The 11,842-nt window shown below is 43.5% G+C and carries 14 protein-coding genes; 3 read left to right on the top strand and 11 right to left on the bottom strand.

Features of this window, described 5'->3' with window-relative positions; genetic code table 11:
- Positions 1-185 precede the first annotated feature (185 nt).
- Positions 186-1,067 (top strand): hypothetical protein, encoded by an 882-nt coding sequence (locus tag G500_RS0118715; RefSeq protein WP_027003650.1) that lies wholly within the window; start codon positions 186-188, stop codon positions 1,065-1,067.
- Positions 1,068-1,128: 61 nt separating this feature from the next.
- Here the strand turns inward: G500_RS0118715 and G500_RS0118710 are convergent, their stop codons facing one another.
- Positions 1,129-2,274, bottom strand: coding sequence for an acyl-CoA dehydrogenase (locus G500_RS0118710; RefSeq protein ID WP_027003649.1), 1,146 nt, complete (start codon positions 2,272-2,274; stop codon positions 1,129-1,131).
- A gap of 251 nt (positions 2,275-2,525) precedes the next feature.
- Complete coding sequence (locus G500_RS0118705) at positions 2,526-3,251, bottom strand: hypothetical protein (RefSeq protein WP_027003648.1); 726 nt, start codon at positions 3,249-3,251, stop codon at positions 2,526-2,528.
- 233 nt (positions 3,252-3,484) lie between these two features.
- Here G500_RS0118705 and G500_RS0118700 point away from each other — a divergent pair, with 233 nt between their 5' ends.
- Both G500_RS0118700 and G500_RS0118695 read left to right on the top strand, forming a co-directional pair.
- A complete protein-coding gene (locus G500_RS0118700) occupies positions 3,485-4,438 on the top strand; it encodes a transketolase family protein (protein WP_027003647.1) in 954 nt (317 codons plus the stop codon).
- A gap of 62 nt (positions 4,439-4,500) precedes the next feature.
- Positions 4,501-5,604 (top strand): diphosphomevalonate decarboxylase, encoded by a 1,104-nt coding sequence (locus G500_RS0118695; RefSeq protein WP_051203889.1) that lies wholly within the window; start codon positions 4,501-4,503, stop codon positions 5,602-5,604.
- A 134-nt stretch (positions 5,605-5,738) separates the two neighbouring features.
- Here G500_RS0118695 and G500_RS0118685 read toward each other — a convergent pair whose 3' ends face one another.
- The 9 genes from G500_RS0118685 to G500_RS0118645 form a co-directional block, all read right to left on the bottom strand.
- The gene (locus tag G500_RS0118685; RefSeq protein ID WP_027003645.1) at positions 5,739-6,749 is read right to left on the bottom strand and encodes a ComEA family DNA-binding protein; all 1,011 of its coding nucleotides are present in this window, start codon (positions 6,747-6,749) and stop codon (positions 5,739-5,741) included.
- Positions 6,750-6,780: 31 nt separating this feature from the next.
- Positions 6,781-7,560: a hypothetical protein gene (locus tag G500_RS0118680; RefSeq protein ID WP_027003644.1), complete on the bottom strand. Its 780-nt coding sequence runs from the start codon at positions 7,558-7,560 to the stop codon at positions 6,781-6,783.
- Positions 7,561-7,762: 202 nt separating this feature from the next.
- The gene (locus G500_RS0118675) at positions 7,763-8,173 is read right to left on the bottom strand and encodes a cytochrome c maturation protein CcmE domain-containing protein (protein WP_027003643.1); all 411 of its coding nucleotides are present in this window, start codon (positions 8,171-8,173) and stop codon (positions 7,763-7,765) included.
- Between the two features lie 76 nt (positions 8,174-8,249).
- The gene (locus G500_RS24230) at positions 8,250-8,546 is read right to left on the bottom strand and encodes a CcmD family protein (protein WP_245574510.1); all 297 of its coding nucleotides are present in this window, start codon (positions 8,544-8,546) and stop codon (positions 8,250-8,252) included.
- Positions 8,547-8,649: 103 nt separating this feature from the next.
- A complete protein-coding gene (locus G500_RS0118665) occupies positions 8,650-9,624 on the bottom strand; it encodes a radical SAM protein (protein ID WP_027003641.1) in 975 nt (324 codons plus the stop codon).
- A gap of 231 nt (positions 9,625-9,855) precedes the next feature.
- Entirely contained in the window at positions 9,856-10,344 is a 489-nt protein-coding gene (locus tag G500_RS0118660) for a DUF4494 domain-containing protein (RefSeq protein WP_027003640.1), read from the bottom strand.
- 127 nt (positions 10,345-10,471) lie between these two features.
- Positions 10,472-10,762 (bottom strand): helix-turn-helix domain-containing protein, encoded by a 291-nt coding sequence (locus tag G500_RS0118655; protein WP_027003639.1) that lies wholly within the window; start codon positions 10,760-10,762, stop codon positions 10,472-10,474.
- Entirely contained in the window at positions 10,759-11,097 is a 339-nt protein-coding gene (locus tag G500_RS0118650; protein ID WP_027003638.1) for a type II toxin-antitoxin system RelE/ParE family toxin, read from the bottom strand. The genes G500_RS0118655 and G500_RS0118650 overlap by 4 nt, the downstream gene beginning before the upstream one ends.
- Before the next feature lie 25 nt (positions 11,098-11,122).
- Positions 11,123-11,842, bottom strand: a complete 720-nt coding sequence (locus tag G500_RS0118645; protein ID WP_027003637.1) for an N-acetylmuramoyl-L-alanine amidase family protein — start codon at positions 11,840-11,842, stop codon at positions 11,123-11,125.

The following is an 11,842-nucleotide window of genomic DNA, read 5'->3' as shown; positions in this document are numbered from 1 at the left end:
AAAAAATTCGTGCTTATTCGTTAAATCCGTAAAATCCGCGTTTCTTTTTCGAACACAGAAAACACCGATTAAACAGGTTGAAACAGATTTTAAAGCCAAAATTCGCGTTTATCTGTCAAATCCGTTAAATCCGCGTTCTATTTATATGTTCTATTTTTAAAAATAATTTTTAAACCTTTACTTTTATGAATCCAATAAGCCCCGAAATGCTCATCATCAAAATCTTGACTTCGCAACGTGCAGATGAGGTTTTGAGCCGTATTCACTTCAAAAAACAATATACCGAAATGGTCAAACGCCTGCACCCTGACGTATGCGATTTGCCAAAAGCACATGAGGCTGTTGTGAAATTAAATTTATTTAAGGCACAATTAGAAAAGGAAGTAGAAGATGACGCAGGGGTGATTGTCAAAGTTGATGCGCAAAGCTATCTTTTCAAAGGCGAAAAAGAGATTTTAGAAAAATCCTACCAAAATTACCAGGCACTTCTTGCCCTAAAAGATGATGCCTCAAAACACTTTCGCAAATACCTACCTACCCAAATGAGTTGGCAGGGTGGCGGGCTTTTGGTACAGACAGGCGAAGAAAGTGCTTTGTGTTATGATTTAAAATTAGAGGAAAAACACGTCGCTTGGGCAGCCAGCCGTATGTTGGAATTTGTGTCTTGGTTGCATCAGGTCGGATATGTGCATGGGGGGCTTGTGCCACAAAGTTGGGCAATTATACCCAAAACGCATGGCATGGTCTGCCTTAGTTTTTATCACCTCACGCCTTTGAATGGCAATCTGGAAACGCTTTCGGGTGCTTATTCCGATTGGTATCCGTCGTCGGTTTTTGCCGAAAAAAAGGCAACTCCAAACCTTGATTTGAGCATCATACAAAAAGTAGCCATTTCACTTTTAGGCGACCCTTCGGGCGCAGGAGTCAAGCTCAAAGCCACTCACGACGAAAATCTCATCAATTTTTGGATACAAAGCCATCAAGAGGCTTTCACAACCTATGAAAAGTACCGCAAATTGTTGCAAGATTTATATGGCAAGCCCAAATTTTACCCTTTGACCCTATAAAAACAGAAACCTAAGCCCTTTTGAAAGGGCTTAGGTTTTGAAAAAAACGCGCTTTTATTTCTTAGTTTTCGGTAAGAAGCGCACGCGAAATAACGATTTTCTGGATTTCAGACGTACCCTCGTAAATTTGGGTGATTTTGGCATCACGCATCAAGCGTTCCACGTGAAACTCGCGTACATAGCCATAGCCACCATGCACCTGTACGGCTTCGGTAGTAACTTCCATCGCTACCTGTGAGGCATACAATTTCGCCATCGCGCTGGCTAAGGCGTAGTCTTGTTTGGCATCTTTGAGCTGGGCTGCTTTCAGACAAAGCAAACGCGCCGCCTCGATTTTGGTAGCCATGTCTGCCAATTTGAAAGCAATCGCTTGGTGTTCGTGAATGGGTTTGCCAAAAGATTTGCGCTCTTTTGAATATTTCAAAGCCAATTCGTAAGCCCCTGACGCAATCCCTAAGGCTTGTGCCGCAATACCAATTCTGCCACCGTTGAGGGTTGTCATCGCAATTTTAAAGCCTTCGCCATCTACTCCCAAACGGTTTTCTTTTGGCACTTTTACGTCAGTGAACATCAAAGAGTGCGTATCAGAGCCGCGAATCCCCATTTTTTGCTCTTTCTTACCTACTGCAAAGCCTTCCATGTTGCGCTCTACGATAAGGCAGTTGATACCCTTGTGGCGTTTTTCTACGTCGGTTTGTGCCATGACCAAATAAATGGAGGCACTATTGCCGTTGGTAATCCAGTTTTTTGTGCCATTGAGCAAATAGTAGTCGCCTTTATCTACGGCTGTGGTGCGCTGCGAAGTGGCATCACTACCTGCTTCGGGTTCGGAAAGGCAGAACGCGCCAATGACTTCGCCCTTTGCCAATGGGGTGAGGTATTTTTGCTTTTGCGCTTCTGTGCCATATTTTTCCAAAGCCCAACAGACAAGGGAATTATTGACCGAAACCACAACCGAAGCAGAAGCATCAATCTTAGAGAGTTCTTCCATCGCCAAGACGTAGGAAACAGTGTCCATGCCGCTGCCGCCATATTGAGTAGGGGTCATCATACCCATAAAGCCTAATTCTCCTAACTTTTTGATTTGCTCGGCAGGGAAACGCTGCTCTTCGTCGCGCTCGATAACTTCGGGTAAAAGTTCTTTTTGTGCAAATTCGCGAGCCGCATCGCGAACAGCCATTTGTTCTTCGGTGAGAGTGAAATTCATATCAAAAAAGACGTTTTTGAGGTGCGTGATTAGAATTTGCCAAAATTACGCTTTTTTCAAGAAAAAGCCCAAAACTGTATGCCTTATTTTTTTAAACGCCTTTGTCTAAGGACTTTGTTTTAAACCTACGCACTTTGAAAGCCCAAGCACAGTGTCGTTAAATTCTATGTAGCGCGAAGCTCCAGCTTCGCAAGGCAGTTTTATATAAAAAATTAGGACAAGGCAGTACCTTGTCCCTACATCTGAATTGCTTATTTTTCTACAAAACTCACCTCTATTTTATCGTAATAAATTTGTGTAAGTCCCTCAAAACCAGAATCTGTGCCGACAATAAGCCAAGCCTTTCCTGTGGCATCAGTGCGAAAAATAAAGGGTTCGGGGCTAATTCTTTCTATTATCGTATAGACAAAATCCTCGTGTTTGTTGTGTCCGATATGCCCCAAAAGTTGCATATCTGCGCCGCCAACCGCCTGATTTCCTTTGTCTATGTTCATGGTATAACCCTCATAGCCCAAACTATCGCCGTCGGCTTGTTTTTGAGGTTCGATAAGGGTAACGCCTGCCTTCAAATAGACCGAACCACCAGGGCTTCCTCCTATGCCGATTGAACTTTCAGGCGCATTATTGGCAAGGGTAATTTTGAAAATGACCTCATAATCGGTATTGGGTTTGAGGTCTTCGATTTGCTTTTTGGCAAACATAAAAAGGTCGTCGCTACGGTTATGCCCTTGTATCATCAAAGCCTTTTCCTGCGTGTCCAAAGGTTCGGGTAGGCTTCTATGCCCGAAGTCGAGTTCGTAAATCTCTTGTCCTGTGCGCGGCAGGTCGGCAAAATCTACTTGCCAGCCTTCGAGGTTGTCTTTGAAATAATAGAGCTTGTCTATTTGTGGCTTGGGCAAATCTACTTCCTTTTCACTACAAGCCCAAAAGGAGAAAAGTGCAAATAAAAACGCGAAGCCTAAGCTTATTTTTTTCATAAAAATTTGTTTTTTTTGTTCAATAGAGTAAGGTAAAAAAGACTTTTACAAGCCTCTTTTCCCCTTACGCAACTTTTTTGGGAGGTGCTGCAAAAAATTAGTGCTTGATGCAAAATAGGCGAGCAGTTGGTTTTGGCTTATTTAGCGATAAATCCCTAACTTTGTCGCTACAAAGGCTTTCGCAACCTGCATGGGTTCGAAAACATCTCCTCTCTAATTGAAGCCTCAAACTGATGAAAAAATATAGCTATACGCAAATGCAGGACACGCGCTCAGGTTTTGGCGCAGGGCTGCTCGAATTAGGAAAGACCAACCCCCAAGTCGTGGCTTTGTGTGCCGACCTGACTGGCTCTCTGAAAATGGACGCTTTCCAAAAAGCCTTTCCAGAGCGTTTTATTCAGGTAGGGATTGCCGAAGCCAATATGATGGGCATTGCGGCAGGGCTGACCATTGGCGGCAAGATTCCTTTTACAGGCACATTTGCCAATTTTTCTACGGGTCGGGTCTATGACCAAATTCGTCAATCTATCGCTTATTCGGGCAAAAATGTCAAGATTTGCGCTTCTCATGCGGGGCTGACGTTGGGTGAAGATGGCGCAACTCACCAAATCTTGGAAGATATTGGTCTGATGCAGATGCTCCCCCACCTGACGGTTATCAATCCCTGCGACTACAACCAAACCAAAGCGGCTACTATCGCGATTGCCGATTGGCAGGGTGCTGTTTATTTGCGCTTCGGACGACCCAAAGTTCCTGTCTTTATGCCTGAAAATGAGCCGTTTATTATCGGAAAGGCGCAAATTTTACAAGAAGGAACGGCAGTTACGATTTTTGCCACAGGGCATCTGGTTTGGGAAGCACTTTTAGCGCACGAAATCTTAGCCGCACAAGGCATTTCTGCCGAAGTCATCAACATTCACACCATCAAACCTTTGGATAGAGAAGCCGTTATCAAATCGGCAATCAAAACGGGCGCAGTAGTAACGGCAGAAGAACACCAAATTCGCGGCGGCTTGGGTAGCATCATTGCGCAGGTCTTGGCAGAGGAAAAACCTACGCCTATCGCATTTGTGGGCGTGAATGACACCTTTGGCGAAAGCGGCACACCCGAAGATTTGATGAAAAAATATGGCTTAGATGCCAAAAATATCGTAGCCAAAGCCCTGCAAGTGATAGCCAAAAAATAAAAACCTCCCTCACCCTCGCCCTAAGTCGGTTTCGGCTTAGGGTTTCTAAACGCCATTTTTTTATGATACGTTATTCAAATCCTTCGCTCAAATTAGAAAACGCACGCCAAAATAGTGGCAAAGTGGCTTGGCGCAGCCCTTCTAACATTGCCTTAGTCAAATATTGGGGCAAATATGGCTTGCAGCTACCGCGTAATCCTTCGGTGAGCCTCACCCTTTCGGCTTCCTATACCGAAACAACACTCGCCTTTTTACCACGCCAACAGGCTTCAAAAGCGCGTTTTGATAAAAAAATCAGCCTCGAATTTTACTTTGAAGACCAGCCTGCTCCTGCCTTCGAAGCCAAAATAGAGAAATTTTTAGAAAGCCTCCTACCCATTTTTCCTTTTTTAGCCGACCTACACTTAGAGATTTTCTCTCACAATTCATTTCCACATTCGGCAGGCATTGCTTCCTCTGCTTCGAGTATGGCGGCATTGGCGTTGTGTCTTTGCTCGATGGAAGAGGTGCTTTTTGGCACAACCCTCACGCAAGACGATTTCTATCAGAAAGCCTCCTTTTTGGCGCGTTTGGGTTCGGGAAGTGCCGCCCGTTCTATCCATGGGCGAGCCGTCATTTGGGGCAAAACCTCCAAACAGTGGGAAACCTCCGAAGAGTGGGGCGTGCCTTTTGAAGCCCTGCACCCTATTTTTGAAGATTATCAAGACACCATTTTGCTTATTCACGAAGGCGAAAAAAGCGTTTCGAGCCGCGCAGGACACGCCCTTATGAATCAGAATCCTTTTTCAGCCATTCGATACGAGCAGGCACATAAGCACGCCGTTTTGATGTTGGAAGCCCTACAAAGTGGCGATTTGGAAAAATTTATAGACATCACCGAAAAAGAAGCCTTTGTGCTTCATGCCCTCATGATGGTTTCCGAGCCATCTTTTGTCTTGATGAAACCCAATACGCTAAGAGCCATCGAAGCTATCCAATTTTTCCGCCAACAGACGCAAATTCCGATTTGCTTTACCTTAGATGCGGGACCGAACGTGCATATCCTCTACCCTAAATCATATCAAGAGCGCGTTCTGCCTTTTATCAAAAGCGAACTTGCCCCCCTTGCCCATCATAGCAAATACATTTTAGACCAAGTAAGCGAAGGTAGCATTGCTTTGGATTAAATTGCTAACCGTCGCCGAGGGCGTTGCCCGTCGGCGAGGTTTTTTTTAAAACTTGTATTTTTCAAACTTTTGTCGTTGTTCGTGCGATTTTGCTGCTGCCTGCGTTGCCCGTCGGCGAGGTTTTCCAAACCTTTTTAGAAACGCAAGTAAGGCTTGACCTTCTCTAACTCCTCTTTGGTGAAAGCCGATGATTGCAAGACATCTTCCCAAGTGCGGTAGTTGCCATGTTGTTTTCTATAATTTACCAAAATACCTGCTTTTTTTCGTATGTAAGGGTGCGCACTCAAAGCCTTGTAGTCGGCTTGGTTGAGGGAAATGGGGGTGATGTCTTTGGTTTCGATAAAAGTTTGTTTTTCTAATAAATCAATTACTTCGGGCGAAAGTCCGTACACCTCTTGAAGTTGGGCATGGCTATGAAAGCCCCCTAAACTGTTTCTAAATTTGACAATGCGCCCTGCCAAGACTGCGCCTATGCCTTTTAGAGCCTCCAAATCAGTTTCGTTAGCCGTATTGAGGTTGAAAAGGGGAATGGTGGCGGTTTCTTTTTTTGTTTTCGAATCCCACTTCGGTTTTTCACTATTTGCCAAAAGGCTATCTTTTGAGTAGGAAGAAGAAGATTTTTCGCCGTACTTATCGCCGTACTTGTCTTTTTTGTTGGCGTATTGTTTCTTTTCCCATACAAAAGTGTCGGGCAGCGTAAAAAATGGTGCAAGGGCTTGATAGGCTTGGGCAGGAAAGCCCCATATTTTTTGTACGTCGCTTTTTTGTCGGAATTTGCCTCCTTTTCGCAAATAATTTTCTATGCGGGCAGCTAATTTTGGCGAAAGCCCTGCTTTTTGCCAATCTTGCGCCTGCCAAGTGTTGGGGTCGAAGGGCGAAGTAGGAAGGCGCAACTCTATTTTTTCTTCGCTTAATGCCGCCACTTCCAATAATTCGGCGAGGCTGTCGGCTTTGGCATCATATACTCCTCTTTGGCTCATTTCTACCCTCAATTCAGACTCTATATTGCCCTGCAAACGCTTTTTTTGTGCAAAATGCACCATAAAGGGAAAGACAAAAAGTAGGGGCAATAAGACCAACAAGCCCTGTATCTGGCGTTTGGGAAAACCAAAATGCTCGCGTAGCCATTTTTGCAGGTGTATCATCTTACCGTTGCATCTAATTTTATATCAAAAATCATTTCATATCAACTACTATATTTTCAATATCATCTATCAAAGCCGCCTTTACTTCGCCCGAAGGGTAGAGTTTGAAGATGATAAGGGTGTATTTGTCTTGGTGGTCGCCCACGCCAATGCGATAGCCGATAGCCGCCAAAGCAGGATTTACGCCAAAGGCTTTACAGTTGGGCAAGACGTGTCCGATAGCAGGCGTTTTTAAATTGGGCTGACGGGAGCTAAAAAAGATATTTTCTTTCAGACTTTGCAGCAAAATTTCATTGTGCATTTTTTTGGTATCGATGTCATACAATTCGCTACTTTCCAATACCTTGACACGCGCCGTCAGGTTGTCGGCTATGCTACGTCGCTGCTCCTGCAATTCATAGTAGGCGTAGGCGTAGGAAACGCGCAATTCGTCCATCAAAAGATATTCTTTTTCTAAATCTTTATCGCTTGCGCCGTATGCTTTTCGGTATCGTATCAGGTGGCTCAATTCGGCACGCAAGCGCGTTAGGTTTTCTACATAAGGCTCTAATTCGGCAGGCGAAAGATAGTGCGCCGATTCTTCGGTGAGTTTGAAGGCGGAAGCCTCCGAAATAAGTCCGTCAGTTGTACTTTTGGGAGGGGTCAGTTGGGCAAGGGCGGCACTATCCAAAGTAGGCTGCCCTGCGGCAGTGCTATCCGTTTGGGCAAATAGGGTTTGGGTAGGCGCGAAAAAAAGACTCTGCCCCACTTCTATTCCTGCCCCATAAAAATAAAGCATCAACAAGATAGCTTTCCAATAGTACCCTTTCATTTCATTGCTTAAAAATAATAACTGCCAAAAAGCAGCAAAAACCTGCGCCTTCTCAATTTAGACACAAGCCCTCGATACTGTCAAGTTTCGAATAGAAAACCATCTGACCTTACCGAAGGCTTCGCATTAGTAAAGGTAGGCTTTACGCCCTGCCCAAGATACGGCTTGGACATTCAAAGGTTGTAAAGGTACTAAGATAACGCTAAATTTTGGTTTCTTCGTATTTAGAAGGGCATTTCAAAAGAATTTCTTTGACAATAAACTGTTCGCCTTTGAAGTTTCCAATTACGACGACTTTTTCCGAGCGTTTGAAATCCTGCATAGAGGCAGGCGGATTGCTTGTAACTACTTTTTGGGTCTTCCCTTTTTCATCTACCAAAAGGAAAGCCATGTAGTTGGGGTCGAGGGTAGGATTGTACTCAATGCCTACAACTTCGCCTTGTGCATCACGCGGCAGTTCGCCTACGATATGAAACTTATCGCTATTTCCTGCTTCGGCGCGTGCTTTTGCATCTTCAAAAGCAAGATATTCGCTGGTATTGCCTGCTGAGGAGAAAATTATCCCCGCTACCAAAGCCAAGACCACGACTAAGATAATATGTTGAGTCTTCATAAGAATAGAAATTTAGAGAATAAAGCCAATAGATACGCTAATAAAACCTCGCTTTCGCGGTTGCAGTTTGGGAAGGTTAGTCTTTTTTTAAGGACTCTTCCTCTTTGATTTGGCGTTCAAGTTGGGATAAACGGCGTTCGAAAACAATGAGATATATCACCATTCCTAAAAAAATAGTAGCCAAAACAGCCACTACTACATAAATTTTGCCTTCACTGCGAAAAGCGTCTGCCATTTCTACTTCCTGATTTTGATAATCGCGCTCCGTAACGGCAATCTTTCCCTGTGCCGCCACCTGCCCTACGGTAGTAAAGGTTGGTAGCGCAAAAAGAAGCCCCAAGGCGAGCAATAGTGCGTGTAATTTGTTTTTCATCTTTTTTGCCTGATTTTACTTTGTCTGATTCGATGCGCAAAAATACGCTTTTTTGAGTAGAAAGCAGGAAAGCATAGTGGTAAAAAAAGTGAAAATCAAGGCTTTAAAAAAGTGCCTTCCACGTGCCTTTGAGCCAATTATATTTCAGGGTAGAGGGCAGGGCTAAAAACCAATAGCGATTCAACTCTACGGCAAAAGAAGGCTGCATATAACAATTTATGGCACAACCCTGACAGGCAGGCATTTTGCCCTCCATAGCGATAAGATCTTGAATATCAGGCTTTTGGTATAATTCTTTTAAGCGGTTTTGAATAGGAAAACTTTTCAGACCCAAATGATAACAAGGCAAAACCAATTCATTTTCTGGTGAAATCACAACCGTTGTGCTGGCGGCTCTACAAATGGGGTCGGCTACCTGATTGCCTCCATTTTGGCGCAAAGCCAAGAACGCCGCATTGAGATACACGCCTTTTTTATTTGTCCAAACTTTGAGTTTTTGTAGTGAAGCAGGCGATAAACCTCCGCCATTCGCAATCTGATTGTAGTCAAAAATCGGATTGACTATCAAAACCGCCTTGTGTCTTTGCGCCAATGCCCACATAGGCTCTAAATAATGCAAATTTTCCTCGAAAACAGTAAAAAGAATATCGGGTCTTTCTCCTAATTTTTTAGCAATAGCCAAACTTTCCATCACCGAATCGAAACAAGATACGCCCCGAATGGCATCATGGGCTTCTGCCGTAGGCGCGTCTAAGGAAAAATGCAGCATATCTACCTGCCCTTTTAGAGCCTCTGCAAATTTGGGGTAGCGCAGGGCGTTGGTGGTGAGCGTTGTGATGAAACCCATTTTTTTTGCCATCTGAAAAAAATCGGCAATTTTTGGGTGCAAAAGCGGCTCGCCGCCAGTAAAATCGAGGACGCGCACCCCTAAGGCTTTCAAATCGCGTAGGTTTTGCCCTACCTCCTCTATCTTGACAAAAGGCGAAGGACGCTCCCAAATATCGCAAAAATGACATTTTGCATTGCAGCGATACGTTACGTAGTAGTTGCACAAGAGAGGGGAACGAACCAAACGCATGGCAGGTGAAAGATAGTGAAAAAAGACTTCTTGTAGAAATACCCCAGCCCAAAATGCAGTGGCGTTAGATTCTATAAAAATCTTGTCTTTTCAAACTTAGAAAAAAACAAAATAAACAGAACCATATAGACAAGACAGAGCAGCAAAGGCAGTACCTTGTCCCTACAAATGACCCTATTTTTTAGAACCTAACCCAATTACAAGCGGCACGACTGGGGTCAGAATCAAGACTTATTCCTGCCCTTCGCCCTCTTCTAAGGGGCGCAAGTTGCGTGCGCCAATGCGCTCATCAGGCGAACGATAGCGGAAGACTTCTAAAATAGGCGTTTTGACGATTTCGATGATTTCATAGGGGACAAGCATCGTTTTTAGCTCGTTGGTCAGACGGTCGTAGGCATCTTTGAGGTCATTTGCCCCTATCAAAATCAGGTTTTTGGTTTCTTTTTCCTTGCCCTTTTTTTCGTCGATGGTTACGTAGCGGACTTTGCAACGGAAGTAATATTGTGTGTTCGGATACGTGAAAACATCGATGAAGTTCATACGATTTGCCGCCGAAACGTCAAATTCGCCTTGAATGGTGTTGCCGACTTCTTCGTACATGCGTGCTTCGGCATCAGTTAGCGTCATGGCATCGGTTAGGTAGGTATCTTTGAGTTTTTTGACAGTGCCATCTTCGAGTTCCTTATTATAACTCACTTTGCAGAGAAACCAATAGTTCATAAGCGATAAAAAAAGATTTGGGGAATGGGTAGGAAAAGAAAAGCAAGCCAAATATGCAACCTTTTTTTTACTTTTCAAAAAAAAATAACAAAATCGCGCCTATTTAGGCAATTTACTACCCAGAGCCTTATTGTATGAAAAACGATATTTTTTTGCCCAACCCCACCTCTACAATACGTACAAGCACTGCAAGTGAGATGTCAGCAGCTCCTTTTTCTATACTTGCCAGCAAACTTTGCGTAATGCCCACGCGCGTAGCAACATCTTGCTGTGAAAGATTCGCTTCCCTACGCGCCTCTTTTAGCATCTCACCAAACAAGAAAGCCTTTGCATTTGCTTCAAAAGCATCTCTTTTAGGCGTACCTATCTCGCCATATCGTTTAGACAGGTGGTCTTCAAGTGTCGTTATTTTTTTCATGCTTCTTTTTCTGTTAAGTATTTTTGCTTTAATACTTCTGCTTTTTTAATTTCATTTTTTGGCGTTTTTTGAGTTTTCTTTTGAAACCCATGTAGAACGATAACAAGTTTTTCTTCATCAAAAAAGCAAAAGAACCTAAAGATGTCAGACGAGAACTTCACTCTTATCTCGTAAAGCCCTTCTGTTCCTTCCAAGTGTTTTAAGAATTTTTCAGGAACGCGCTCTACATAAGCAATCAAATTAAGTACATAGTCTATTTTTTCTTGTACTTTTTCTGATTGAGAATCATAAAACTCAGAGAAATGCTCTTCATAAAAAACAATGTTACGAACCATAAAATCACCTTTTCAAAAATCGCGCCTATTTAGGTCTGTATTTGTGCTTTTGGTAGCTTCGAATGGCGCGAAAAATTGCCGAGGCGAGTAAGATTTGACCGTATTCGCTATTAAGGAATTTCTCCTCTTCGGGGTGACTCAAAAAGCCCATTTCTATCAGAACGGCGGGCATTTTGGTATATTGCAATACATACAAATTGTGCTGCCTATCGCCTGTGGTTTGGATTTTAAAAGTCTTTCTTTTGGCGCGTGTTCCAAATTCCTCGTTTAGCCTGTGTGCCAGCCAAAGGCTATTTTTGAAGCGATAATCCTGCACATGCAACTGCACGCCATGGACATAAGTGAGCGGATTTGAATTACAATGCAAACTAATAAAAAGGTCGGCTTGCTCCTGATTGGCAAGTTCGGTGCGCTCTTCGAGCGAAAGAAAGGTATCTGTTCGGCGCGTCATCACAACTTCTATTCCTTCTATATTATTTTCTAAATAATACTGCAACTTTTTAGCTACATTTAGAACAATGTCCTTTTCGTGAAAAAACTTCTTCGGGTCGCTCGCCTCGCTGCCTGGGTCTTTCCCGCCATGCCCTGCATCAACGACGACACGAAATTTTTTCTTTTCCTGTGCCTCTGCCACAAAGGAACTGCCAAAAAACAATCCATTTAAAAGGCACAAACAGCAAAGCATTTTACTTGAAAAAGCAAAAAAAAGACTTTCTTTTAAAGGCTTTAAAAGTGCTATTTTCAT

It is taken from the genome of Hugenholtzia roseola DSM 9546, assembly GCF_000422585.1.
GTDB classification, from domain to species: Bacteria; Bacteroidota; Bacteroidia; order Cytophagales; family Bernardetiaceae; genus Hugenholtzia; species Hugenholtzia roseola.
The sequence above is the reverse complement of the archived record's forward strand: the minus strand, read 5'-3'. Positions and strand labels throughout refer to the sequence as shown.